Raw genomic sequence first — 24326 nt, forward strand, 5'->3', positions numbered from 1 at the left:
AACTTCGCTGAACGAAGAGACAACGGTCGGCGACAGCCAAATTGGAAACGTTACCAATTCATGCAGGCGAATATATCACCCAATGATTTTGAGTGTCAACGAGAATTCGCAAGGCGTAAAAAAGGCGGCTCGCGGCCGCCTTTCACATTACTCCGGCACAAACACGCGCAGCCGATGTCCGTCGCGGTCCAGCGCCACGAAGGTATAGCCGAAGTCCATCGCCACCGGGCGCTGGGCGATGGCCACGCCGCGCTCGGACCAGTCGGCGTGCATGTCGTTGACCACGCTGCGGTCGGCCACGGCAATGCCCAGCTCGGAGCCGCCGGCCGAGGCGATCACCTTCGGTTCGGCCGTGTGACGCGACCACAGGCCCAGCTTCAAGCCGGACTCGAGCACGAACATCGCGAACGTCGGCGACGCTTCCACCGGCTGCTGGCCCAGCAGGTCGGCGTAGAAGGCGGCGCTGGTGGCCGGATTGTCGACGTACAGCAAAACAAAGCTAGGGCTGATCATGGTGTTCTCCTCTTGGTTGGTAAGCATGGCCTTATGTTAATGGCAAGCTGTGACAGTTTCTGTCAGGAGCGTGCGCCACCCTTCTTGTCCCCGATCAAATTCAAATGTTTCCGCCTGGATAAACTCAACGATATTGTTTTCCGGAGGGCAGCATGGAGCACACGGGCCGCTTGTTACGGCGCCAGCGCGGCGCCTTCGCGCTGATGTTCGGACTGGCGCTGATCGGCCTGCTGGGCATGATCGGCTTCGCGCTCGACCTGGCCCAGCTCTACAACCGCAAGGCCGAGCTGCAGTCGCTGGCGGACGCCACCGCGCTGGCCGCCGCGCGCCAGCTGACCGGCACGTCGGCCGGCGTGAGCAATGCGCTGGCCAGGGCCGCCGACGCGGCCGCCGACTTCAACTACCAGTACAACAAGCTGCGGGTCAGCTGGTCCGACGCGGCGCTCAGCTTCAGCGCCGCGCCGGACGGGCCGTCGGCCGTCTGGGTGGACGCCGCCACCGCCCTGGTCGCGCCCGCCGGCCTGCTGTACGCCCGCGTCGACACGGCCAGGCTGGGCTCGGCCTACAGCCAGCTGGACACCATCTTCATGCGCGTGCTGTCGAGCGACCTGGCCACCGTCAGCGCGGCCGCGCGCGCCACGGCCGGCCGCCTGACCATCGCCGCCACGCCGCTGGCGATCTGCGCGATGTCGGCCACCCACGCCGGCGAGCGCATCAACCCTGGCGCGCCGGGCAACGAACTGGTGGAGTACGGCTTCCGGCGCGGTGTCGGCTACGACCTGATGCAACTCAATCCGAACGGGCTGACGCCGGAGAATTTCGTCATCGACCCGCTGTCGCCGCCGGGCACGGCGGGCTCGGCGGCCAACACCGCCGACGTCATCGTCGGCCCGTTCGTGTGCGCCGGCAGCCTGCAGATGCCGCGCCTGCAGGGCGGCGCCATCACGGTGCGGCGCGGCTTTCCGCTCGCCACGCTGTTCAACCAGTTGAACTCGCGCTTCGACCAGTATGGCGGCGGTGTCTGCAGCCCCAACGGCGCGCCGCCCGACGCCAACGTCAAGTCCTACGACTACAACGGCACGATACCGTGGATGAACAGCGCTCGCAGCTTCCAGACCGCCAGGCAGCGCACCACCGAGGGCACCAAGCTGTGGACCGCCGCCGACCCGCTGAACGGCGCCACCAGCTACGCCGCCGGCGACTACGGCCTGCTGTGGTCGTACGCCAGGTCGGTCAAGTTCACCGCCTACACGCCGGGCGTGCCCGAACCGGCGGCCGGCTACGCCACCTTCGCGCCGGCCAACTGGGCCACGCTGTACGCGCCGGGCGTGCCGATCGCGCTCTCCTATCCGGCGACGACGCCTTACCAGCCACTGTCCGGCGTCAATTTCCAGGCGCCGTCCAGCGCCAACCTGCCCGGCCTGGCCAGGCGCCGCGTGCTGAACGTGGCCCTGCTGTCCTGCCCCGTTCCCGCCGGCGGCACCGTCAGCGCCTCCGTGCTGGCGATCGGCAGGTTCTTCATGACGGTGAAAGCCACCGGCACCGCCCTCAGCGCCGAGTTTGCCGGCGCCGTCGACGACCAGGAACTGGGCGGCACGGTGGAGCTGCTGCCATGACGCGCGGCCATCGGAGCCGCCGCCAGCGCGGCATCGCTGCCGTCGAGCTGGCGCTGGTGCTGCCGGCATTTGTGCTGCTGCTGGCGGCGACCGTGTTTCTCGGCCGCACCTTGTACCACTACCAGGTGATGCAAAAGGCGGCGCACGACGCGACGCGCTATCTGGCGTCGGCGCCGGCGCTCGAGGTCAGCTCCTCCGCGCGCATGGCCGGCACTGTGGCGGTCGCCAGGGCCATCGCCGATGCCGAGATCGCCGACCTGCACACAGGCGGCGCCCCGCCCGTGGTCAGCGTCATGTGCAACGGCGGCGGCGCCTGTGCCGGCTTCAGCATCCCGGTCACCGTGGCGGTCCGCATCGAAAGCCTGCTGGGCGACGACCTGGTGCCGGTCAACCCCTACGGCTTGAACGGTGTCGACCTGACCGCGCAGGCCACCATGCGCTACGTGGGGAACTGAGATGCGGACCAAGACCAACCGTCCGCGCGGGGTCGTGACAGCCGAGTTCGCGCTGGTCTCGCTGATCTTTTTCACCTTCATGTTTGCCGTGATGGAAATGGCGCGCGCGATCTACCTGCTCAACACCCTGCAGGAAGTCAGCCGCCGCGCGGCCATGATGGCCGCCGTCAGCGACTTCAGCGATCCCGCGGCGATGGCAGCGGTGCGGCAGCAGGCGGTGTTTCGCGACTCGCCCGGCACCTTGCTGCTGGGCGCCCCGATCACCGACGCCCACGTCCACATCGATTACCTGTCGCTGGCGTACAACGGCGGCGGCATCCTGACGCTGACGCCGATTCCCACCGCCAGCCTGCCGGCCTGCGTGGCCCGCCAGCGCCTCAACTGCGTCGCCGATCCCAACGGCGCCAGCTGCATACGCTTCGTGCGGGTACGCCTGTGCGCCCCCGGTTCCGCCGACGGCGCCTGCGACCCGGTCCAGTACCAGACCCTGATGCCGCTGATCAGCTTTCCCGCCACGCTGCCGACTTCGACCACCATCGTGCGGGCGGAATCGCTGGGCATGCAGCCCGGCAGCCCGATGTGCCCGTAAATTATGGTGCAGTCCGCTTATTTAAATGCTATCCTAAAAAAATTATTAAATGGCATCAGATATTTCATCAGGGGAAACATATGAACGGCTCGACTTTCATCAAATCGCTGCTGCTCGCGGCCATGGTATGCGCCGGCGCGGTTCAGGCGACCCCGGTGACTTGGACGCTGCAAGGGGTCACGTTCAGCGACGGCGCAACCGCCAGCGGTTGGTTCACCTATGATGCCGACGCGCACGCGTCCACCGCCTTCAACCTGAGCACGTCGAACGGTCCCGACCTCGGCGCCTACACCTACGACACCACCACCAGCCACTTCTTCGACAATCCCTTCCTGCCGTCAAGCGTGTCGTGGTTCAGCAATACCGGCACGCCCTACCTGTCGCTGCTGGCAGTGGCGCCGCTCACCAACGCCGGCGGCACGCTGGCCTTGTCGGGCAACAGCTACGAATGCGACAACTGCATGAACTTCCGCACGGTCAGCAGCGGCGTGATCAGCAGCGTGCCAGAGCCTACAAGCTACAGCCTGCTGCTGGCCGGTGCAGGCCTGATGGGCCTGCTCGCCCGCCGCCGCCGCGCCTGATTTCAACGGCGCGCCGACCATATCCCAAGGCGCATACCATGGGTTCCTTATCAGGAGGAATCAATGTCTGTACGCCCTGCAGCAACCTACATTCCGCTCGCAACTGAGCGAACCAAAAACGTTATCAAGCATATCCAGCATGGTGCCTCTCAGAAGATCGACGCCATCAGCATCGGCGGCAAGTCGGAGCGCATCGAAACCGATATCTGGGTGGTCGAGCACCATGACGGCATCCACACCTACTACCAGGATGGACCGGCCGGCGGCGCAGTGGATCTGGGATTTATCGACCAGGTTCGCATAGCAATTGAAGAGGCCGCGACTGAAGAGTAAGCCGGTAGGCTTTCGGTTCGTCTACGCGGTCCGGCTGACGGTTCTGCGGCAGTAGCTCCCAACCTAGTTGCCTGCGCACTTCGGCCGGCGCCGGTGGAGGCTCCGTGGAGCGCGTGCGCGAGTCGAGATAGTCGCGCACCAGTTGCTTACTCGGATGCGTGGTATCGGTCATGATGCGCCGCCGGAGTTTGGTCCGGCGCCTCCTGGAAAGTCCCGTAGCCGTTTATGCTCGAATGCGCGCGGCGGGTTTCGTCATCCTTGCGCCCAAAGAAAAAGGCCAACCCGAAGGTTGGCCTAAGTCTTTGATTCTATTGGTCGGGGCGAGAAGATTCGAACTTCCGACCCCTTGCACCCCATGGCCGAGTTAACTCTTCCTTTAGCATCCAGGAACGTCCATCCATTGAGCAACATCATTAATAATCAATGGCTTGGCGCTACCATCCGTCTATACCCATCCGTACTCATCCAGTCCTAGCCGAGCGTTTTGTTGGGGTATTTGTTGGGGTATTTTTTGCTCCTCTTGCGACCCCTTGTAAAAACCTCCGGCCCATTGCAGGGCTGACGTTCTGGAATACAAGATGCCTAGGATCACACAGAAGGAATTGTTGGCGATTACGACGAAACAAGTCGGACTCGTCGTCCGGGATGATGGCGGACTGTTCGGGCGCGTACGCGTGAAGGCCGACAACAAACTCACGATTCCGTTTTACTACCGCTACCGGCATGGCGACAAGCTGCACGACATTTCATGCGGCTCCTGGCCGCATGACAGCCTGGCGCAAATCAGGGAAGCCCGCGATGCCGCGCGCGACCGCGCGGCCACTGGAGCCGATCCTGCCACGGTAAAAAAGGTGCAGAAGATCGAGGTTCAGGAGGCGCTGGAAGCAAAGCTGGCCCAGGTCGAGGCGCAACGCGAGGCAGGCCTGACGGTGCGCGATATGTTCGACGTCTGGCTGCTGGACGGCGTGCGGCGCAGGAACGACAACGCAGAATTGAAACGGCAGTTCAATGCCGACGTCTTGCCCAAGATTGGCGGCGTCGCCGTGCGCGCACTGACGGAGCACGATCTGCGTAACGTGCTGCGCACCATGGTGGCGCGTGGAGCCAACCGCAGCGCCGTCTCGCTGCGGAACAACCTGAAGCAGATGCTGAACTGGGCACAGAAGCGTCAGCCGTGGCGCCGCCTGCTCGTCGAAGGCAACCCGATGGATCTGATCGAGATCGGCCGCATCGTCAGCCCGGACTTCGATCCGCGCGGCGTGCGCGAGCGGGTGCTCTCCCCTGCCGAGATTCACGAATTGCACAGCGTCCTCGACCGCGCACGGAAGGAGTATGCGCAGGCGGCAAACAGGCGCATCGCCGTGCAGCCAATCGAAATCACAACCGAATGCGCGATCTGGATCATGCTGTCGACCCTGTGCCGGGTCGGCGAATTGACCATGGCACGTTGGGAGCACGTCAGCTTCGAGCGCGCGGAATGGTTTATACCAAAGGAGAATGTGAAGGACCGCATCAGCAGCCTGACGATCTCGCTATCCGATTTCGCGCTGCGATATTTTCGCCGCTTGTACGATTGCAGCGGGGACACCGACTGGTGCTTCCCGAACTACATGGGCACGCTCCACATTTCCCCGCGAGCGATCACCAAACAAATCAGCGACCGACAGACCATGTTCAAGAATGGCCGCGACGGCGGGCCTCGCGCCAAGATGCCGCATCGCCGCCAGGACGATCGTCTGGTGCTACAGAATGGGAAACACGGCGCGTGGACCGCGCATGACTTGCGCAGGACAGGTGCCACACTAATGCAAAGTCTCGGCGTCACACTGGACGTCATCGACCGTTGCCAAAACCACGTACTGGCGGGAAGCAAGGTTCGCCGCCACTACCTGCACTACGACTATGCCCCCGAAAAACGGGAAGCATGGAACAAGCTAGGACGACACTTAGAAGCAATCGTCAATGCTGAAAATGTCGTAGCTTTGCACGATAAATAAAGAGCCGTTGAGCATTCCCAATTAGCCGGCTTATGAGTTGGAGCGTTGTCGATCAGGTGAGCGTATTCCTACGTTAATTACAAAGCCGTCGGTCACCGCCCCTTTGCGGAAATTGGACAACAAAAGGCGAGATTATGGAGGAAATTCAACTGGATCAAACAGTGAAGCTGACTGAGCATCCGCTGAAACGGATCGTAAAACCATTTCCCTACCATGAACAATGCATACGATTAACACGTTGTCTTTGAGCTGTGGTTCCATTCAAGTTCCATGCTGGCTGCATTTTATCGATTAGCATCTCTTCAACGTAATGCCTTAACGATGCTGGTGAAATTTCGATAAACGAAAGTGCTATATCATTTCCTGCCCGAAGCGCTTGCTGCACTTCATCAAATTTCGATCCTGTAAATCTACCGCTCTTTGTATCCTTATTTCGCCATACAAGATGGGAGCGAATCCGTTGCTTTGAGACACTAGACTTCGCTTGACCGATGTACTGCAAGACCCATCTTTCATTTGGTTGGGCGGATAATATTGCATAAACGCCGCTTTTTCCAGAAATAGCGCTCATGATATCCACATTCATATTGTCAATTTCCTTATATCGGAATTTCCACATGTCTTTATTATTACTGCGCTTTAAATCATCTGGGTAAGTGAATTCGTTTATAGAACCCTTTAACTGCTGCAGAGCAGAATCCAACAAAGTAATAAGTGGATCAAATTCTTCTCTGGATATATACTTTATTGTTTTAAACATACAAAATAGGTCAAATTGGCCCGATGGTTACAAGTCGAAAATTACAAAGCTAAAATTGCCCCATCCTACACTTCAATCATTAGTTTGCTGCCGACCGAAAGGGACCTTATCACTCGTAGGATTTTATTTCTATCAAAAATGGCATCAGCCAGCTCCGCTTTTCACGTCCGCAGGGGTTTGAGCCAGCCTCTCAATTCCCTCTATAAATCCAGCTTTTGTTTTGAAACAAAAAATGTTTGCCAGAGCAGTGCACAGTACGTTATACGCGAGGAATGTGAACGTGCCGATTAATTCCAATTCTCGGTGCCCATATTGGGTTGGAGCTGGCTGTTCGCTAAGCCAATAGATTTGTTGAACGACGGTCGCTATTGACGGATCACCTTTTCCGTTGGTCATAGAAAGCTGTACCATTCGAGTAGCAAGACTGTGAGAGCGTGGCTCCATGTCGTGTTTAAGTAAAACACCTTCCAGCGAAAGTATGCAATTTCGCAATCGGTCAAGGGGCGATACTAAGATCGTACCTTTTGTGTAATTGAGAATACTTGCTCTCATCGCCAACGCAAACTCGCTTAAACCATCGCTGATTACGAGAGACGCCGCAGCATCAAATAAGTCGGTCTGCAGCGCCGCGATGTTTGCGGAGGATAACCTCCACAAAGCGAGATTTTTTGCCAAGAGCCCCTCGGTGAGAATGGTTCCATCATCGTGCGAAGCAATTAGTTTCATCGACGGAACGCAGCTGGCCCCCATTAGATAGATTGGGTTAAATGTCATGGAATTTGGAGCTGCCGGTGCAAAGAAGCTCAATAGACCAACTGCATCTTGAGCAATCCTGAGCCCGCGTTCCGTCGCAAACTCTGGTTCAGAGTCGAACGTAGCGAAAACTGCTGCGCCGCCCTGAATCTCTTTTCTAAGCCGCTCGAAGTATTGCTCGACTCTACTGCGTTGTTCCGCTGGGATATTGTCGGCTTTTCCTTGAATTTTAGTCATGAACTCAGATGTAACCGGTTCAATTCGAACTGGACCAAACTCGAAACCACGCTCGATCTCCATATGTGAGATTGGTGCGCAAATTTCGATGGATTTCACACTGTTTCGCGCTGCCGTACTAAATGCATCAACAAAACTTGCTTGAGAATTAGAGAACCGACCTCGAGCCCAATCGAGAAAGGTTTTTTCAACAAACTTTCGGCTTATGCAACCTCGTGCCCAACTTGTCTGCTGCACCACATCGGCCAGTTCATCTATGCACCGAAAGTCAGATTCACCCAGCCCATATAATTTACTATTTGCGTCGATAAATGAGTATGCTAATACTCCATCTAGCTCTTCGCCCCAATGCGAAATGGGTCCAATGACGTCTCCCTCTGTAATTAAAACTCTCGGCCTCTCAGTATCAAAGTCTTTTTTCGTCGCCTTGAAGTTGAGTTCTCGTACCTTCTCAAAAATCTTGAGCGAAATCTTGTCTAAGCTGGATGACTGGTGGGGGGTAAAAAAAAATGGAACAGTAAGCGGTTCCTCTGTTTTTGCAGCCCGAGGGGTTGGCTCAGTAATGGGTCTAAGTGCATCAAGTTCGGCGCGCACCTGAACAAGATTCAGCACATCCACGCGATGATGCTCAGCCAAGATGGCATCCAGCCATTCGTTGAATTGGTTGACTAATACCATGTATTCGCTAGCAAAGTCATGAACTTCAATCTGCTCCCCGGCTTCCTCCAAATACTTACGAGCTATCGATTTCCAATTATCCCAATCCAATAAAGAGGAGGTTTCAAACCGAACACCAGTTTCAATCGTACCTGTTCCGTCAGTATCCGGACCAGAAGTGAAATTCAAATACATGCTCGAATTAGGAAGGCCTCTGTGAACCATGTAGTTCCGAAGGCCTTGAACGAATTGAGCAACAGGAGACTGTATGAATGTCCGCGTAATCATTGCTTCATAGGCAGCCAACACCGAAGTGCCGGCGTAATGCTTACGCATGAAAACTCGAGTATGTTCTACAAGCGTTAGGGCCGATGCCGCAAAATTATGCACATGGCGATTTAGTTCGCGGTGCGCTTGAAGGCCTGCTTCTCGATTCGACTGAGTCATCAGCGCAAATCCATGGACAGGGTCCTTCACCTTTTGAGCCACTTCCATGAGCTCCAAAGCATTCATACGAAAGATATTGAGAGAAAAACTTCTCTGGCGCGATCGGTTCAAGAACACCGCGCCCGGCATCTCATCGATTTGTTTTAAAATATCTGCGCTCTTAATGTCACTCGTCATAGAATTGCTCTCAGGTATGCCATGGAATCCACAACAATTTTACAACTTTCTTTTTGGACTATTGTTATGGCGTTGCTCTGGTCAGTGGACACTTATGGCTGTGGATTCGATCTATCAACGCAACACACCAGCTCAACAATTTGACCGATGTGTTGCGTTGACCGATTGAAGCTACAATCCAAACCAGTCCAATTAATCGGGTAGCTTGGGCTGAAAATTAACAAGGGGTAATGCTTATCTTTCAAGCCCGACTATCAGGCTTGATCCGACATTTCCACTGTGCATATGCAGCCCCCCGATAGTAGCTCTTGGCATAGCGTTAGATCCGTCGTCGTAATTCTTGCTACCTGCTCTTTTAATGTACTTGATTACGTCCTCGGCTTTAGTGGTAGGGCTCGCCGCATGAAGGAGGTCGGTCAAAAATGCTTCTTTAGTCTTCGTCATGCGTGCAGGCTTGATGTTCGATGCACCTGTCCAAGAAACTGACACAGAATTCGTGCCAGCTTTCGCTTCAGTAATTTCGATGCCGACGGATTGGCCGGCATTTTCCGTATCGTCAATCAAGTAAGAATTGTTGATGTCGCCGTCAGTCAGCTTCCAACTGTCCTTCTTGGGTTTGTATTTGCGGTAGAACTCCGTGCCCTCGAATGCCTTCGCACTGGCGAGCGAACTGCCCTTGGTCACGGTTGAACTTCCAAGTGTCGGACTGCCTTCTACGTCGATTCGAGTAACCATATAGGGTCCCTCGGCGCCAGTGCGAGCGAAGATCATAGTGAAGCTTTTACCGTTCACACTGTAGCGTTTCGTAAGCTTCAGTCCATTGGTCACCTTCTCAATGTCCTGACTCACCATGTCTTCCTTCTTCAGGACGGAAAACACACTGTCAGCAGAGTCACCGACTGAGATCTTATGACCTCGCGCAATCACGTTGGATGTATCGACTGCGTGCGCAAATGAAGTAACTGCGAAGGCGAGTACAGCGAGGCAATGTTCATATTTCATGAGATAGTCCTACGCGTCCTCGAACTGGCGGCGGGTCGCATTTAATGCAGCAAATGTTATGTTTAGTTGAATATCCGGTACTGGCCGGATGCTGCTAGCACGCTCAGGATAGCATCTTGCCTGCGTGCAAAGTTCACTATTTGTCACGTCCAGGTAGCAATCGTCCCGAAGCTGACACTCCAGGTGCGCCAATTATGTCTTTCAATGCCCAAGGTAAGGGGCACCCGAGCCCGAGGCGGCGGATACCAACACTAACTACGAAAATTGAGAAGCAGTGTTGACGTTCGCTTGCGCGCCCAATTCGGCCTGGCTTGACTAGCGCGGGGCTACGTATGGCGCAGTGGGATGTGTGACTGGATGATCAGACTCGCCGGGTCTTCGACACCTGAATGATTTAAAGCGAGCCAGAGTGCTCTAAAAGTGACATGGGAAAATTCGCATGGGCCGATAATGATACGATTAATGAGTTCCGGAACTGCAAGACCGGTAATTCCCTCTTCTTGAAAGTTCTCCAGCGGAATTTTCAGGATCGGTTGAGGGACGCCGTGGACAACCGCAATGTCACTTTCCAGCAAGGCGCTTTGTTGCAGTGCTGGAGAGGCGACAATTCGCCACTCTTTCTCTTCAGCGAATCCAGGATGTTTGGTGCAGAGCACAGCAAACCTAAACATATTGAAGAGCGTATTCTTTACGGCGTCCCTGCTCAGGGAAGAAACGTATTCGCGGTTTGTCACGATATTGGTCGCAACCAGTTCCATAGCGCCAAAAAACTGCTCTTTGTCAAGGTACGCGACGGGACTTGAATAGGCGCCTAGAGCGTTGGTTTGAAGATCAAAAACTGCACCGTTGAAAACCAAAGCAACCCCTGTTTTGCCTCCGTACGCTCGCCACATGGATAGTCTTCCGAGCACATCTTCTTCTGTGTGATGCTGCGATACGCAAGTTATAAACGTGTCCGCTAAGAAGCCAGGAATCCAAGCTGTGACCAGCGCCCATACTTCATCAAACAGTCCTGCGTAACAGGACTCAATTGCCGCCTTTAGGTCTGCACCAGGCTTGTTATTCACTGCCTCAAACAACAGGTCGCGGCCATATTGAAGCTCAAGGTAGTCGTTCATTGTGGTCGTGCTGCGCATCCAAATGCGCCTGTTCTTGATCACAGAAAACGCAACCTCTGCTGTAGTGTAGTAAGCGAATCGATTACCACTCTTTCTGGCTTCTTCGGCTGCGTTGCAGGCTAGGGGGAAGAATGTTTGTTTGAGTAGATCCATTTGAGAGAGGCCTAACTAGTTGTTTAGCAAAACTCAGCTGTCCGCTTTTCGCTGAATCCGCAGCGGAACTCGGTCCATCGAATCAATATCGCTTATGCAGCCAGCATAACATTCTTGTCACCAAGGAAATTCACAATTTTTCACAGCGATCTGACTAATGCAAAGCTGAGAACACCCCTTCTGTTCTAACGGCCCAAGTACACCGCCGTGATTTGCTCTCTGCCGTGCCCCATTTCTTCTGACAATAGCAAGCGCGCCGAGAGATCACGTTGCTTTTGCTCCGGCCCTAACTGAGATGACCTCGGGCCACCTCGCGCCGGGCTTTGCCACCCGGTGAGCTGGCGGTAGCGGTCTTGCGCGTAGTTGTGGCGCAGCCCATGGACACCATGGATGCCTGCCTTGTCGCATTGCGCACGGAAGCGCTGGAGCTGTTCGCGATATCGCAGGTTAGACGGAATGAGACTACCGTCAGCTGCAAGCCGCTTGGCTTCATTGAGTACGGTGCGTTGTTCCGGCGTGCGGATGGCGATCTCGCGATACTTCCCGCCCTTGGTCCAGGTGTCCTTGAGCTTCAGTCGATCGCCACCATCGGCCCACGCTGGAACGATCTTGATGCTCTCCTCGCGCCTCAAGCCAAACGCGGATTGCAACCGCAGGGACGTGGCCGTGTAAGCATCCGTGACCTTCGTCAGGCGCGCATCTTCGAGCACCTTGGCCTTGGAGATATTGGTGACAAAGGTGCGCTTATCGATATCGTAGCTGCCGTTGTCGCGCGCGATGATGTTGTCCTTGCCGATCTTCTGCGCCCACCATCGCATCGCGCTCATACGGTTCTTCATCGTGCCGGCACTGACGCCATCGGCCTTCCATTGCTGCACCAGCGCGTCCACATGCTTGGGACGCAGACTGTCAGCATTCATATGGCGATATCCGAGATCGTGCAACTGGTTGGCCACGTGCGAGAGTATCCGCACGCGGTCGGACTGCGTGGCGTAGCTGCCGTCGCGATTGCGGTCGCACAGTTGCTTGAGTTGATAGTTCAAGTCGCGCATCGCGTGCTCCTAAAATCAAACTTGGTGTGATCGAGTCAGGTGAGTGTTTCTGGCCACCGTGCTTGCCGCAGCAAGGACGGTTTATAAAGGCCCCGGGACACCACTCCCGTGTATGCGGTATGTTCACTGCTTGCCCGCGCCGCATGCGCGTTTGGCGCCGCGATCCGCTCCTTGTAGAAGCTTGATCGGGGTGGGACCAGTTACCCAGGGTCCATGGGGTGTGCCTCGCACACGTTGTCGGCCCACGAGGGGCAAGTTGGCAAGCAGCGTTCTGCTGCGCTGATAGCGGTAGATCCGCTGTCACTGGCCGGCGTCACTGAGAAAACAGCGGCGCAGCCCATATAGCGCTTGGTTGCTAGCGCGTCGTCACTGGCAGCAGGCCGCCAGTAACGACGCGCGGTTTGCGCCGCGGACTATGGCGGCGTATCGACATGCACGCGGCGGCAGATCGCCGCGTGAGGTGGGGACGGTGCGTGAATGCGCACGATGTGACGCGCAGCTCCCTCGAGGGAAGGATGCGCAAAATGGATGCAGCCTATCCAGGCTGATCGCGGGCTCGCTCAAAGGCGAAGCCAATCTAAAAACAAATGTGGAGTCTAAGGGCGCGTGACGAGCGCTACGCCTGGCGCGATGCCAAGTTGCGCGAAGGGCGATCCCTTCGCGTCGAAAAGCATATTGTCCTCCATCTGGCATCGCGCCGGCATCACCTACCTAAAATTCTCCTCGATTTATTTGTCTACGAAGCTAGCGAAGAATCGAGGCCAAAAACGAGGCCAATTTCGGGTCGCACTTGCGCGGCAATCGGAGGACAGTACTGGCAGCACTTAGACAATGGAGGAAGACATGAAACGATCACCCCTGCCCCGCACCACACGAATGATCCGCCTGCCGGAAGTGATGGCGATCTGCGGGCTGTCGCGCAGCACCGTCTACGCCTACACCAAGCGCGGCGAATTCCCGGCGCGGGTTAAGATAACCAGGCACGCTTCGGCATGGGTTCGGGAAGAGGTGCTGGCCTGGGTAGAAAGCCGTATCCACGCCAGTCGCAGTTGTACCCCAACACCGCCGGAAAATCGTGAGACTGGGGTTTGACCGCTAAAAGAAGTTTGTTGGGGTATTTGTTGGGGTACAGACTTGTAAAAACAACAAAGGCCAGTCCGAAGACTGGCCTAAGCTGTTGATTCTATTGGTCGGGGCGAGAAGATTCGAACTTCCGACCCCTTGCACCCCATGCAAGTACGCTACCAGGCTGCGCTACGCCCCGACGAACTGAGATTATAACAGCCGGTTTAAGTATTTGTCATGTTTGCTTCGTGCCCACGCCGCAACATTCTCACCGCAGGGCTATAGTAAGATTTACCCATGCAGCAAGTCCCCGTCCCCGCCCTCCTCGAACAAGCCGCCGACCTGGTCCGCCAGGCCGATGCGCTGATCGTTTGCGCCGGCGCCGGCATGGGCGTCGATTCCGGGCTGCCCGACTTTCGCGGCAACGACGGCTTCTGGAAGGTCTACCCCGCCCTCGGCCGCGCCGGCATGGAATTCTCCAGCGTCGCCACGCCCTACACTTTCCGCTCCGATCCCACGCTGGCCTGGGGCTTCTACGGCCATCGCCTGCTGCTGTACCGCGACACCGCCCCGCATGCAGGCTTTGCCCTGCTCAGGAAATGGGGCGAGCGCATGCCGGCCGGCTGCGGCGTCTTCACCAGCAACGTCGACGGCCATTTCCAGCGCGCCGGCTTCGATCCGCAACGCATCTACGAATGCCACGGCTCCATCCACCATCTGCAATGCATGGAGCCCTGCGGTCCCGATATCTGGAGCGCCGACAGCTATGTGCCGCAAGTCGATACCGACGCCTGCCGGCTGCTCAATGCGCCGCCTCTGTGCCCGCATTGCGGCGGCATGGCGCGGCCGAATATCCTGATGTTCGGCGACTGGGGATGGAACGAGCGGCGCTCGATGGTGCAGGAAGCGCACCTGCATGGCCTGCTGCAGCAGGCCGACCGCCCGCTGGTGGTCGAACTGGGCGCCGGCGTGGCGATACCGTCGGTGCGCAACTTCGGCCACCGCGTGATCCAGCAGCACAACGGCCGTATGATACGGATTAATCCGCGCGAACCGGACGCCGCCAGCCCGCGCGACGTCGGCCTGGCTATGGGCGCCCTCGCCGCGCTGGCGGCGATCGACGCTTTGCTATAAACGATTTACACCAATTTTACGGCGATGCCGGACAAGCCCTCGACCTTGCCCACCAGGGTCTGGCCGCGCACCACCGCGCCCACGCCTTCCGGCGTGCCGCTGAAAATCAGGTCGCCCGGCGCCAGCGCGAACAGTGTCGACAAGTTGGCGATGGTCTCGCTGACCGACCAGATCAGATGATCGATGGTGGCCGACTGTTTGGTCACCCCGTCCACATCCAGCTGGATCGCCGCGCGGTTGATGTCGCCCGCTTCCGCGGCGCGGTGGATCACTCCCACCGGCGCCGAGTAGTCGAAGGCCTTGCCGATTTCCCACGGACGGCCGGCGTCGCGCATCTTGAACTGCAGGTCGCGGCGCGTCATGTCCAGCCCCACGGCGTAGCCGAAGATGTGCTGCACCGCGTCCTCCACGGCGATATTGCTGCCCCCCTTGCCGATGGCGACCACCAGCTCGCACTCGTAATGCAGATTGTTGGTCACTTGCGGATACGGCAGGTCCACCACCTGTCCCGGCGCGACGGCGATCACCGCTTGCGCGTCGTTCGGCTTGCAGAAGAAGAAAGGCGGCTCGCGGTCCGGGTCGAAACCCATCTCGCGCGCGTGGGCCGCGTAGTTGCGGCCGACGCAGTAGACGCGGCGCACGGGGAACAGATCAGAGGTGCCGGCAACCGGCAGGCCGACGATGTCGTGGGCGGGAATAACGTAGGAAGTCATGATGCTCCGATGGATGGATATGGGAGATCAGACATGGTACAACAGCCGCCGCGGGCCTGCAGCGGGCGGAAACAATACGAGACAAATCAGGTCATCAACAGCGCGCGCATCGCGATGCGGAAGGCGTCCACCAGGCTGTCGCGGTTCATGTCGGTGCGGTGCAGCGCGCGGATCTGCAAACCCTGGAAGTACGAGATGATGGTGTCGATGCGCCCATCCAGCAGCAGGTCGTCCACCGGCAAGTTGCGGCGCTCGCGTCCGCGCTTGACCAGCTCGCGCAGCTTGGCCCGGGATATATCGTCGTTCTCGCGCAGCTTGGCGGCGATCACTGGATTCCGCGACGCTTCCGCATACATCTCCAGCGGCACATGCCAAGGCTGCGGATCGAGCGTCTCGCCCACATGAAAGGCGGCGTCGTCCAGCATGGCCTGCAATGGATCTTCACGCGTCGCCAGGTCGCCCAACAGGCCGGCCACATGCTCCGCTTCGCGCTCGACAAAGGCCAGGATGATGGCGTCCTTGCCGTCGAAGTAGTTGTAGATATGGCCGGCGCTCATGCCGGCCTGCTTGGAAATCTCCGACATGCTGGCGCCGTGAAAGCCGCTGCGCGCGAAGCAGACGGCGGCCGCGTCCAGCACTTGAGTGCGCCGGTTCTGTGCCCGTTCCGGGTCTGTACGTCGTTTGCCGCTGCTGGTCATGGGGATATCGTCCTTGGGTATCTGTCACTGCCTGAGGCGGTACTGTGGCGAAGCGCGCCCGCTTTGTCAATTTAACAGCTTCGGAAAGCGGCGGGCGCGCAACACCTTAGCCCTCCGGTTGCCAGCCGCCGCCCAGCACCTTGTACAAGGTGACCGCGTTGCTGGACTTGCCCAGCCGCGCCGTGATCAGCCCCTGCTGCGCCGAATACAGCGCACGCTGCGACACCAGCGCGTTCAGGTACGAGTCCGCGCCCTTGCGGTAGCGCGCCTCGTGGATGCGGAAGCTTTTATCGGCCGCGTCGACCAGCGCCTGCTGCGAGGCGATGCGTTCGTCAAGCGTGCCGCGCTGGGCCAGCGCATCGGCCACTTCGCGGAACGCCACCTGGATCGCCTTTTCGTACTGCGCCACCGAGATGTCGCGTTCCGCCTTGGCGATATTCAGGTTGGCGCGGTTGACGCCGCCGTCGAAGATCGGCAGGTTCACTTGCGGAATGAAGCTCCACGTCGACGAACCTGCCTTGAACAAACCGGACAAGGTGGAGCTGGCGCTGCCGCCAGACGCCGTCAGCGAAATGCTGGGGAAGAAGGCGGCGCGCGCCACGCCGATGTTGGCGTTGGCGGCGCGCAGCGCGCGTTCCGCCTGCTGCACGTCCGGACGGTCCTGCAGCAGGTCCGACGGCAGTCCGGCCGGAATCGCGGCCAGTTGCGTGACCGCGCCCATATCGCCGCCCGGCAGCAGGTCGTCCGGCACCGTGCCGCCGACCAGCAGGGTCAGCGCATTCTGGTCCAGCGCCACCTGCGCGGTGTAGACCGCCATGTCGCCGCGCGCCGCTTCCACGCTGGTCTGCGCTTCATACATGTCGAGGCCGGAGGTGACGCCGGAATCGAAGCGCTTCCGGCTCAGGTCATAGGATGTCTGCTGGCTTTGCAGCGTTTCCGCCGCCAGCTTCAGACGCTGCTGGTCGGCGATCAGGGTCAGATACGCGTTGGCCACTTCGGCCACCAGCGTGATCTGCTGCGCGCGGCGCGCTTCCTCGGTGCCGAGGTAGGTCTGCAGGCCCGCCTCCGACAGGTTGCGCACCTTGCCGAAGAAATCCAGCTCATACGACGCCATCGCCAGGCCGCCGCTGTACTGGCGGCTCACGGCGGCGTTGCCGGTGCCGGTCATCGTGGCCGGTGTGCGCGACGCGTTCTGGCTCACGTTGGCCGACAGCTTGGGCAGCAGCGCGGCGGTATCGATGTTGTACTGCGCCTTGGCCTTCTCGATATTCAGCACCGATACGCGCAAGTCGCGGTTGTTGGCCAGCGCCAGCGCGATCACCTGGCGCAGGCGCTCGTCGGCGAAGTATTCGCGCCACTGGATTTCCGACACCGGTTTGGCATCGGCTGCCGCCGCAGGCACGCCTTTGTAGGCATCGCCGGCCGGCCAGGCTTGCGCCACCGGCTGCGCCGGACGCTCGTACACCGGCGCCAGGCTGCACCCCGCCAATGCGGCCAATGCCGCCATCGCGATCAAGGATTTTTTCATGATTGAACTCCCTCACTCGCCGGTACCGCGGCCTTCTTCGAGAAGAAGCCGCGCACCAGCACAAAGAACACCGGCACAAAGAAGATGCCCAGGAAGGTCGCCGACAGCATGCCGCCCAGCACGCCGACGCCGATCGCGTTCTGGCTGCCGGAACCGGCGCCGCTGCTGATGGCCAGCGGCAGCACGCCGAGGCCGAAGGCGATCGACGTCATCAAGATCGGACGCAGGCGCAAACGCACGGCCTGCAAGGTCGCCTGTTTCAGCTCGACGCCCTGCTCCTGCAGCTCCTTGGCGAATTCCACGATCAGGATCGCGTTTTTCGCCGCCAGGCCGACCACGGTCAGCAGACCGACCTGGAAGTAGACGTCGTTCGACAGATGGAACACGGACGTCGCCAGCACCGTGCCGATCACGCCCAGCGGCACCACCAGCAGCACCGAGAACGGAATCGACCAGCTTTCATACAGCGCGGCCAGGCACAGGAACACGATCAGGATCGAGATCGCATACAGCTCCGTGGTCTGCGAACCGGAGTCGCGCTCCTCGGTCGACAGGCCGGTCCATTCGAAGCCGATACCCGGCGGCAGCTGGGCTGCCATCTTTTCGATTTCCGCCATCGCGGCGCCCGAGCTGCGGCCCGGCGCCGGCATGCCGAGGATCTCGGTCGACGGCAGGCCGTTGTAGCGCTCCAGGCGCGGCGACGCGTAGATCCAGCGTCCGGTCGAGAAGGCCGAGAAAGGCACCATCTCGCCGTCGGCGTTGCGCACAAACCATTTGCCCAGGTCTTCAGGCGACATGCGCGAATCGGGCTGGCCCTGCATGTACACTTTCTTGACGCGGCCGCGGTCGACGAAGTCGTTGACGTAGGCGCTGCCCCAGGCGGTGCTCAGCACCTTGTTCACATCGGCGATGGACAGGCCCAGCGCGGTGGCTTTCTGCTGGTCGACGGTGATCTTGTACTGCGGCGTATCTTCCTGCCCGTTCGGGCGTACGGCCATCAGCACGGGGTTCTTGGCCGCCATGCCCAGCATCTGGTTGCGCGCGGCCATCAGCGCATCGTGGCCGACGCCGGCCTGGTCCTGCAGCTGCAGGTCGAAGCCGCTGGCGTTACCCAGCTCCAGCACCGCCGGCGGCGCGAAGGCGAACACCATCGCATCCTTGATCTGCGAGAAGTTGCCCATGGCGCGGCCGACGATCGCGTTCACCCGCTGGCCGGCGCCCTTGCGCTCGGCCCAGTCCTTCATGCGGACGAAGGCGATGCCCGTGTTCTGGCCATTGCCGCTGAAGCTGAAGCCAGCCACCGCGAACACCGACGCCACCGAGTCCTTCTCGTCGTTCATGAAGTGCTGCTCGACTTTCTCGATCACCTTCAGCGTGCGCTGCTGGGTCGCGCCGGTCGGCAGCTGGATCTGCGAGAACAGCACGCCCTGGTCCTCTTCCGGCAGGAAGGAGGTCGGCAGGCGCATGAAGACGAAGGCCAGCACCGCCAGCAGGATGGCGTACATCGCCAGCGAACGTCCGCCGCGGTTCAGCAGCACGCCGACCCAGCCCTGGTATCTGGCGCTGCCGCGTTCAAAGGTGCGGTTGAACCAGCCGAAGAAGCCGGTGTCGATCGCATGATGGCCCTTGGCCACAGGCTTCAGCAACGTGGCGCACAGCGCCGGCGTGAACACCATCGCCACCAGCACCGACAGCACCATCGCCGAGACGATGGTGATCGAGAACTGGCGGTAGATCACGCCGGTGGAGCCGCTGAAGAAGGCCATCGGCACGAACACCGCCGACAGCACCAGCGCGATGCCGACCAGCGCGCCGCTGATCTGGCTCATCGACTTGCGCGTCGCTTCCAGCGGCGACAAGCCCTCTTCCGTCATCACCCGCTCGACGTTTTCCACCACTACGATGGCGTCGTCGACCAGCAAGCCGATCGCCAGCACCACCGCGAACATGGTCAGCGTGTTGATCGAATAGCCGAGCGCGGACAGGATCGCGAAAGTCCCCAGCAACACCACCGGCACGGCCATCGTCGGAATCAGCGTGGCGCGGAAGTTTTGCAGGAACAGATACATCACCAGGAACACCAGCACCACCGCTTCCACCAGCGTCTTGACCACTTCCTCGATCGACAGCTTGACGAACGGCGTGGTGTCGAAGGCGACGACCGCCTTCATCCCATGCGGGAACTGCTTGCCCATCAATTCGATCTTCGCCTTGACGGCGTTGGCGGTTTCCAGCGCGTTGGCGCCGGTGGCCAGCTTGATCGCCACGCCGGTCGCCGGCTTGCCGTTGTAGCGCGCCAGGACGTTGTAGTTCTCGCTGCCCAGCTCCATGCGGGCGACGTCGCGCAGATGCACGGTGGCGCCGCTGGCGGCGGTCTTCAGCAGGATGGCGCCGAACTGCTCGGCGGTCTGCAGGCGGCTCTGCGCCGACACGGTGGCGTTCAGCTGCTGGCCCGGCACGGCGGGCGCGCCGCCCAGTTCACCGGCTGAGACTTCGGTGTTCTGCGCGGTGATCGCGGCGGTCACGTCGGCCGGCGTCAGCTGGTAGCTTTGCAGCTTGGCCGGGTCGAGCCAGATGCGCATCGCATACTGCGCACCGAACAGCGTGACGTCGCCCACGCCCTGCACGCGGCTCAGCGGATCGATGACGTTGGCGGCCACGTAGTCGCCCAGGTCGGCCTGCTTCATGCTACCGTCTTCGGACACGAAGCCCAACACCATCAGGAAGTTCTTGGTGGCCTTGGCCACCACCAGCCCTTGCTGGGTGACGATGGCCGGCAGCAGCGGCGTGGCCAGCTGCAGCTTGTTCTGCACCTGCACCTGCGCGATGTCCGGATTGGTGCCGCTGTTGAAGGTCAGCGTGATGCTGATGCCGCCGGTGGCGTCGCTCGACGAGGACATGTAGCGCAGGCCGTCGATGCCCTTCATCTTTTGTTCGATGACCTGGGTGACGGCGTCTTCCACCGTCTTGGCGGAGGCGCCGGGATAGGAACCGCTGATCGAAATCGATGGCGGCGCGATGCTTGGATACTGCGAAATCGGCAGGCCGAGGATCGCGATCACGCCCGCGAGCATGATGACGATGGCGACGACCCACGCGAAAATCGGGCGGTCAATAAAGAAACGTGACATGGCGGCGTCCTTTACTGAGCGCTCTTGGCGTTGGCGGGCACGGCGCCGCCGGCCGCGGTGGCGACGGCACCGGCGGCCGGCTTGGCGGCGTTGGCCGACGCACCCGGTTTCACCTTCTGCACGCCTTCGACGATCAGCAGGTCGCCCGCGTTCAGGCCGGACTTGACCAGCCATTTGTCGCCCAGCGTGCCGCCGGTGACCAGCGTGCGCTGCTCGACCTTGCCTTCCTTGTTCAGCACCAGCGCGGTCGCCTCGCCTTTCGGATTGCGCGTCACGCCCTGCTGCGGCACGGCGATGGCTTGCTCATTGACGCCCGACTCCACCACCGCGCGGACGAACATGCCCGGCAGCAGATCATGCTTGGGATTCGGGAACAGCGCGCGCAGCGTGACGTTGCCGGTGCCCGGATCGACCGTCACGTCGGAGAACTGCAGCTTGCCCGGCTCGGCGTACTTGCTGCCGTCCGACAGCAGCAGCGTAACCTTGGCCTGGCCGCCGGATTTTTTCAGGCCGCCGCTTTCCATTTCGCGCTTCAGGCGCAGCAGGTCCTCGCTCGACTGCGTGACGTCGACATAGATCGGGTCCAGCTGCTGCACGGTGGTCAGAGCGGCGGATTGGTTGGCGGTGACCAGCGCGCCCGGCGTGACGGCCGAGCGGCTGATGCGGCCGCCGATCGGCGCGTCGACGTGCGTGTATTTCAGGTTGATGGCAGCCTGCTCCAGCGCGGCGGCGGCCGATTCCACGTCCGCCTTGGCCTGCTCGTTGGCGGCGACGGCATCGTCGTAATCCTGGCGACTCACGCCTTCGATGGCGACCAGCTCCTTATAGCGCGCCACTTTCGGGCCGCTGGTCATCAGGTTGGCCCTGGCCTTGGCCAGCGCCGCCTTGGCCGAGTTGACGGCGGCCTGGTAGCTGGACGCGTCGATCTGGTATAGCGCGACGCCGGCCTTGACGTCGGCGCCTTCGACAAACAGGCGTTTTTGTATCAGGCCGCTGACCTGCGGGCGCACTTCGGCCACCTGGAAGGCGGCGGTGCGGCCCGGCAGTTCGGTGGTGATCTGCAGCGCCTCGGGCGTCACTTTAAAAACGCCCACTTCCGCCACCTGCGCATGAGGTGCTTCGGTCGTGGATTGGGAGCAACCAGCGGCCAGCGCGGTTGCGATGATCAGAGCGGCGGACCCGGCCGGCCGCAGGGATGGTTTGCAGAAAATGGCTTCCATGATGGGGCTTTCTGTATAAAAAATAAGCATAGACAATAGAATGAACGATCATTCTAATTAAGTCAAGCAGGTTTTATTGTTCAGGACAAAGCGATACGTGGTTGAGATCGATGATTTCTCATCATCCTTGGGGCGGGCGCCATGCCCGGTGCTACAATGAATTTAATTTCTTCAGGACATCATTTCGCCCGTCGTTTATGATCACGCCGCCAACTAAAAGCACGGCCAGGCCGCGCCTCACCACGCTGGTCACAGTGGGTGTCGCCGCGACGGTGCTGCTGTCCGTGCTGTGCCTGCTGGTGCTGGTCAGTCACTTCGCGACCGACTACGCGGAGCGCGAGGCCGGCCAGCGCCTGCAACAGCTGTCCTGGCAGATGCGCGACGCGCTCGACCGCGTGGTGCAGAAAGCCACCGGCGACGTCCAGCTGCTGACCGAGCTGCCGCAGGTCCGCGACGCCAGCTCGCCCGCCGACATCCGCCAGGTGCTCGAGAGCCTGCAAAAGACCTTCCCCGACTACGCCTGGATCGGCCTGGCCAATCCGGACGGCACCGTCTACGCCGCCACCCAGGGCCTGCTCGAAGGCCAGGACGTCAGCGAGCGCGCCTGGTTCAAGGGCGGCCGCGACAAGCTCTACGCCGGCGACTTCCACCCCGCCACCCTGCTCGGCAAAAAGCTGCCTTACAGCGCCGACCCGTGGCGCTTCGTCGACGCCGCCGGCCCGGTGCGCCGTTCGGACGGCAGCTATCGCGGCGTGCTGTGCGTGCACATGAGCTGGGGCTGGGCGCGGCGCCTGGTGGGCACCATCCTGGCGCCGGCCGACCGGCAGTACTCGGCCGATATCTTCGTGGTGCGCGGCGACGGCACCGTCATGCTGGGACCGAAGGGCATGGAGGAACAAAAGATCAGCAGCGACAGCCTGGCGCGGTCGCAATCGGGCACGCCGGGATCGGTGAAGGAAACCTGGGCCGACGGCCGCAACTACCTGACCGGCTTTTCCCGCACCGGCAAGCACGACGACCCGGCCACGCTGGCCTGGTCGGTGCTGGTGCGCCAGCCGGAGGACGTCGCGCTGGCCGGCGCCCACGCGCTGGAACGCCAGATCCTGCTGCTGGGCGCCATCCTCGGGCTGGCCATGGCGCTGGCGGCATCGGCGGTGGCGCGGCGGCTGGCCGGCCCGCTCAACGCGCTGAGCAGGAATATCGAGCAGCGCTCGGCCGCGACGGCCAGCACGGCCGACCTGCCGGAGATCGTGCAGATCGACAGCTTCCACGAGGCGCAGGTGCTGTCGCGCGCGCTTGCCGAGCTGGTGCATAACGAACGGGGCCATCTGGCCACGCTGCGCGGCCTGAACGAAAAGCTCGAATCGACGGTGGCCGAGCGCACCCGCGAGATCGCGCGCAAGGCGCTGCAGCTGGAGCGCGCGCTGGCGCAGGAGCAAAGCACCCAGCTGCTGCTGCAGGAGCGCGCGGCCGAGCTGCGGGCCATCCTGGACAACGCGCACGACGCCTTCATCGCCCTCGATCCGGGCGGCGTGGTGCTGGACTGGAACCGCCAGGCCGAGAAGCTGATGGGATGGACCCGCGCCGAGGTGATCGGCCAGCCGCTGGCGGCGATGGTGCTGCCGCCGCTGCTGCGCCGCGCCTATGAACGCGACATGCGCCAGCTGGCCGATGCCGGCGCTGGCTCGACAACGGTGCTGAACCGCCGCATCGAACTGACGCTGCACAACCGCGAGTGCCAGGAGCTGGACGTGGAAGTATCGCTGGCCTACGTGCCGCGCAGCAGCGGCCATCTATTCATCGCCTTCCTGCACGACATCAGCGAGCGCAAGTCGCTGTTCGCGTCGATGGAGGCGATGGCGCTGCGCGACACCCTGACCGGCCTGCCCAACCGCCGAGCGCTGATGCAGGCGCTGACCGAGGCGATCCAGCGCGCCAACCGGCTGCGCCAAAGCTGCGCCGTGTTCTTCCTCGACCTCGACCGCTTCAAGCAGGTCAACGACCGCTACGGCCACGAGGAAGGCGACGAACTGCTGCGCCAGTTCGCCGAGCGCGTGCTGCACACGGTGCGCAAGACCGACACCGTCGGCCGCCTGGCCGGCGACGAATTCATCGTCATCCTGGAAAACCTGCACAGCGACAGCGCGGCCCAGGAAACCGCCGACAAACTGGCGCCGGCGCTGCGGCAGCCGTTCACGCTGAAGACCGCCACCGTCACCCTGAGCGCCAGCATCGGCATCGCCATCCACCACCCGGACGACCCGCAGGATATCGAGACGCTGCTGAGCCGCGCCGACCGCGCCATGTACCTCAACAAACAGCAAACCAGGCAGCTGCAGGCGCAGCGCTAAGACGCTTCCTATCGAAAATCCCTGTTTCCGCGTTTCAGGTAGTATC

20 protein-coding genes and 1 tRNA gene are annotated in these 24326 nt (G+C 60.6%); 9 read left to right on the forward strand and 12 right to left on the reverse strand.

Going from position 1 to position 24326, the window contains the following annotated elements; genetic code table 11:
* Window positions 1-147 precede the first annotated feature (147 nt).
* On the reverse strand, window positions 148-513 hold the full coding sequence (locus ACSQ3S_RS25060; RefSeq protein WP_176652013.1) for a VOC family protein: 366 nt from the start codon (window positions 511-513) through the stop codon (window positions 148-150).
* Between the two features lie 152 nt (window positions 514-665).
* Here ACSQ3S_RS25060 and ACSQ3S_RS25065 point away from each other — a divergent pair, with 152 nt between their 5' ends.
* From ACSQ3S_RS25065 to ACSQ3S_RS25090, 6 genes are all read left to right on the forward strand, one after another.
* Window positions 666-2129: a pilus assembly protein TadG-related protein gene (locus tag ACSQ3S_RS25065; protein ID WP_436144106.1), complete on the forward strand. Its 1464-nt coding sequence runs from the start codon at window positions 666-668 to the stop codon at window positions 2127-2129.
* Window positions 2126-2584, forward strand: coding sequence for a TadE family protein (locus tag ACSQ3S_RS25070; RefSeq protein ID WP_436144107.1), 459 nt, complete (start codon window positions 2126-2128; stop codon window positions 2582-2584). The genes ACSQ3S_RS25065 and ACSQ3S_RS25070 overlap by 4 nt, the downstream gene beginning before the upstream one ends.
* 1 nt (window position 2585) lies before the next feature.
* Window positions 2586-3173 carry a TadE/TadG family type IV pilus assembly protein gene (locus ACSQ3S_RS25075; RefSeq protein WP_436144108.1) on the forward strand — a complete coding sequence of 196 codons (588 nt, stop codon included), beginning with the start codon at window positions 2586-2588 and terminating at the stop codon, window positions 3171-3173.
* Between the two features lie 80 nt (window positions 3174-3253).
* Complete coding sequence (locus tag ACSQ3S_RS25080; RefSeq protein WP_436144109.1) at window positions 3254-3754, forward strand: PEP-CTERM sorting domain-containing protein; 501 nt, start codon at window positions 3254-3256, stop codon at window positions 3752-3754.
* Window positions 3755-3817: 63 nt separating this feature from the next.
* Window positions 3818-4087 (forward strand): hypothetical protein, encoded by a 270-nt coding sequence (locus ACSQ3S_RS25085; protein ID WP_176652018.1) that lies wholly within the window; start codon window positions 3818-3820, stop codon window positions 4085-4087.
* 578 nt (window positions 4088-4665) lie between these two features.
* Window positions 4666-6084: a tyrosine-type recombinase/integrase gene (locus tag ACSQ3S_RS25090; protein WP_436144110.1), complete on the forward strand. Its 1419-nt coding sequence runs from the start codon at window positions 4666-4668 to the stop codon at window positions 6082-6084.
* A 208-nt stretch (window positions 6085-6292) separates the two neighbouring features.
* Here ACSQ3S_RS25090 and ACSQ3S_RS25095 read toward each other — a convergent pair whose 3' ends face one another.
* The 5 genes from ACSQ3S_RS25095 to ACSQ3S_RS25115 form a co-directional block, all read right to left on the reverse strand.
* The gene (locus tag ACSQ3S_RS25095; RefSeq protein ID WP_436144111.1) at window positions 6293-6844 is read right to left on the reverse strand and encodes a hypothetical protein; all 552 of its coding nucleotides are present in this window, start codon (window positions 6842-6844) and stop codon (window positions 6293-6295) included.
* Between the two features lie 144 nt (window positions 6845-6988).
* On the reverse strand, window positions 6989-9115 hold the full coding sequence (locus tag ACSQ3S_RS25100) for a hypothetical protein (protein WP_436144112.1): 2127 nt from the start codon (window positions 9113-9115) through the stop codon (window positions 6989-6991).
* A 234-nt stretch (window positions 9116-9349) separates the two neighbouring features.
* A complete protein-coding gene (locus tag ACSQ3S_RS25105; RefSeq protein WP_436144113.1) occupies window positions 9350-10117 on the reverse strand; it encodes a hypothetical protein in 768 nt (255 codons plus the stop codon).
* A gap of 326 nt (window positions 10118-10443) precedes the next feature.
* Window positions 10444-11388: a DUF2971 domain-containing protein gene (locus ACSQ3S_RS25110; protein WP_436144114.1), complete on the reverse strand. Its 945-nt coding sequence runs from the start codon at window positions 11386-11388 to the stop codon at window positions 10444-10446.
* Between the two features lie 185 nt (window positions 11389-11573).
* On the reverse strand, window positions 11574-12440 hold the full coding sequence (locus ACSQ3S_RS25115) for a phage integrase N-terminal domain-containing protein (RefSeq protein ID WP_436144115.1): 867 nt from the start codon (window positions 12438-12440) through the stop codon (window positions 11574-11576).
* Window positions 12441-13283: 843 nt separating this feature from the next.
* On the opposite strand from ACSQ3S_RS25115, the gene ACSQ3S_RS25120 reads away from it, so the two are divergent.
* Window positions 13284-13532 carry a helix-turn-helix transcriptional regulator gene (locus ACSQ3S_RS25120; RefSeq protein ID WP_436144116.1) on the forward strand — a complete coding sequence of 83 codons (249 nt, stop codon included), beginning with the start codon at window positions 13284-13286 and terminating at the stop codon, window positions 13530-13532.
* A gap of 95 nt (window positions 13533-13627) precedes the next feature.
* On the opposite strand, the gene ACSQ3S_RS25125 is transcribed toward ACSQ3S_RS25120, so the two are convergent.
* Window positions 13628-13704: transfer RNA gene (locus ACSQ3S_RS25125), tRNA-Pro, on the reverse strand.
* Window positions 13705-13802: 98 nt separating this feature from the next.
* On the opposite strand from ACSQ3S_RS25125, the gene ACSQ3S_RS25130 reads away from it, so the two are divergent.
* Window positions 13803-14639 carry an SIR2 family NAD-dependent protein deacylase gene (locus tag ACSQ3S_RS25130; RefSeq protein ID WP_436144117.1) on the forward strand — a complete coding sequence of 279 codons (837 nt, stop codon included), beginning with the start codon at window positions 13803-13805 and terminating at the stop codon, window positions 14637-14639.
* Between the two features lie 5 nt (window positions 14640-14644).
* On the opposite strand, the gene ACSQ3S_RS25135 is transcribed toward ACSQ3S_RS25130, so the two are convergent.
* The 5 genes from ACSQ3S_RS25135 to ACSQ3S_RS25155 form a co-directional block, all read right to left on the reverse strand.
* Window positions 14645-15352 (reverse strand): fumarylacetoacetate hydrolase family protein, encoded by a 708-nt coding sequence (locus ACSQ3S_RS25135; RefSeq protein WP_436144118.1) that lies wholly within the window; start codon window positions 15350-15352, stop codon window positions 14645-14647.
* Window positions 15353-15438: 86 nt separating this feature from the next.
* Window positions 15439-16050, reverse strand: a complete 612-nt coding sequence (locus tag ACSQ3S_RS25140; protein WP_436144119.1) for a TetR/AcrR family transcriptional regulator — start codon at window positions 16048-16050, stop codon at window positions 15439-15441.
* 106 nt (window positions 16051-16156) lie between these two features.
* Window positions 16157-17578, reverse strand: a complete 1422-nt coding sequence (locus ACSQ3S_RS25145; protein WP_436144120.1) for an efflux transporter outer membrane subunit — start codon at window positions 17576-17578, stop codon at window positions 16157-16159.
* Window positions 17575-20709 (reverse strand): efflux RND transporter permease subunit, encoded by a 3135-nt coding sequence (locus ACSQ3S_RS25150; RefSeq protein WP_436144121.1) that lies wholly within the window; start codon window positions 20707-20709, stop codon window positions 17575-17577. The genes ACSQ3S_RS25145 and ACSQ3S_RS25150 overlap by 4 nt, the downstream gene beginning before the upstream one ends.
* An 11-nt stretch (window positions 20710-20720) precedes the next feature.
* A complete protein-coding gene (locus ACSQ3S_RS25155) occupies window positions 20721-21929 on the reverse strand; it encodes an efflux RND transporter periplasmic adaptor subunit (RefSeq protein WP_436144122.1) in 1209 nt (402 codons plus the stop codon).
* A gap of 197 nt (window positions 21930-22126) precedes the next feature.
* Here ACSQ3S_RS25155 and ACSQ3S_RS25160 point away from each other — a divergent pair, with 197 nt between their 5' ends.
* The gene (locus ACSQ3S_RS25160; protein WP_436144123.1) at window positions 22127-24280 is read left to right on the forward strand and encodes a diguanylate cyclase domain-containing protein; all 2154 of its coding nucleotides are present in this window, start codon (window positions 22127-22129) and stop codon (window positions 24278-24280) included.
* Window positions 24281-24326 lie beyond the last annotated feature (46 nt).

The sequence above is a fragment of the Duganella sp. LjRoot269 genome, from assembly GCF_964254095.1.
In the GTDB taxonomy this organism is placed as follows: domain Bacteria; phylum Pseudomonadota; class Gammaproteobacteria; order Burkholderiales; family Burkholderiaceae_D; genus Rugamonas; species Rugamonas hordei.

Coding starts and splice junctions, on each gene's coding strand:
- ACSQ3S_RS25115 (WP_436144115.1), bottom strand. CDS start 12,440: ATGCGCGACTTGAACTATCAACTCAAGCAACTGTGCGACCGCAATCGC.
- ACSQ3S_RS25120 (WP_436144116.1), top strand. CDS start 13,284: ATGAAACGATCACCCCTGCCCCGCACCACACGAATGATCCGCCTGCCG.
- ACSQ3S_RS25080 (WP_436144109.1), top strand. CDS start 3,254: ATGAACGGCTCGACTTTCATCAAATCGCTGCTGCTCGCGGCCATGGTA.
- ACSQ3S_RS25085 (WP_176652018.1), top strand. CDS start 3,818: ATGTCTGTACGCCCTGCAGCAACCTACATTCCGCTCGCAACTGAGCGA.
- ACSQ3S_RS25160 (WP_436144123.1), top strand. CDS start 22,127: ATGATCACGCCGCCAACTAAAAGCACGGCCAGGCCGCGCCTCACCACG.
- ACSQ3S_RS25110 (WP_436144114.1), bottom strand. CDS start 11,388: ATGGATCTACTCAAACAAACATTCTTCCCCCTAGCCTGCAACGCAGCC.
- ACSQ3S_RS25075 (WP_436144108.1), top strand. CDS start 2,586: ATGCGGACCAAGACCAACCGTCCGCGCGGGGTCGTGACAGCCGAGTTC.
- ACSQ3S_RS25150 (WP_436144121.1), bottom strand. CDS start 20,709: ATGTCACGTTTCTTTATTGACCGCCCGATTTTCGCGTGGGTCGTCGCC.
- ACSQ3S_RS25060 (WP_176652013.1), bottom strand. CDS start 513: ATGATCAGCCCTAGCTTTGTTTTGCTGTACGTCGACAATCCGGCCACC.
- ACSQ3S_RS25070 (WP_436144107.1), top strand. CDS start 2,126: ATGACGCGCGGCCATCGGAGCCGCCGCCAGCGCGGCATCGCTGCCGTC.
- ACSQ3S_RS25090 (WP_436144110.1), top strand. CDS start 4,666: ATGCCTAGGATCACACAGAAGGAATTGTTGGCGATTACGACGAAACAA.
- ACSQ3S_RS25130 (WP_436144117.1), top strand. CDS start 13,803: ATGCAGCAAGTCCCCGTCCCCGCCCTCCTCGAACAAGCCGCCGACCTG.
- ACSQ3S_RS25100 (WP_436144112.1), bottom strand. CDS start 9,115: ATGACGAGTGACATTAAGAGCGCAGATATTTTAAAACAAATCGATGAG.
- ACSQ3S_RS25065 (WP_436144106.1), top strand. CDS start 666: ATGGAGCACACGGGCCGCTTGTTACGGCGCCAGCGCGGCGCCTTCGCG.
- ACSQ3S_RS25105 (WP_436144113.1), bottom strand. CDS start 10,117: ATGAAATATGAACATTGCCTCGCTGTACTCGCCTTCGCAGTTACTTCA.
- ACSQ3S_RS25095 (WP_436144111.1), bottom strand. CDS start 6,844: ATGTTTAAAACAATAAAGTATATATCCAGAGAAGAATTTGATCCACTT.
- ACSQ3S_RS25135 (WP_436144118.1), bottom strand. CDS start 15,352: ATGACTTCCTACGTTATTCCCGCCCACGACATCGTCGGCCTGCCGGTT.
- ACSQ3S_RS25155 (WP_436144122.1), bottom strand. CDS start 21,929: ATGGAAGCCATTTTCTGCAAACCATCCCTGCGGCCGGCCGGGTCCGCC.
- ACSQ3S_RS25145 (WP_436144120.1), bottom strand. CDS start 17,578: ATGAAAAAATCCTTGATCGCGATGGCGGCATTGGCCGCATTGGCGGGG.
- ACSQ3S_RS25140 (WP_436144119.1), bottom strand. CDS start 16,050: ATGACCAGCAGCGGCAAACGACGTACAGACCCGGAACGGGCACAGAAC.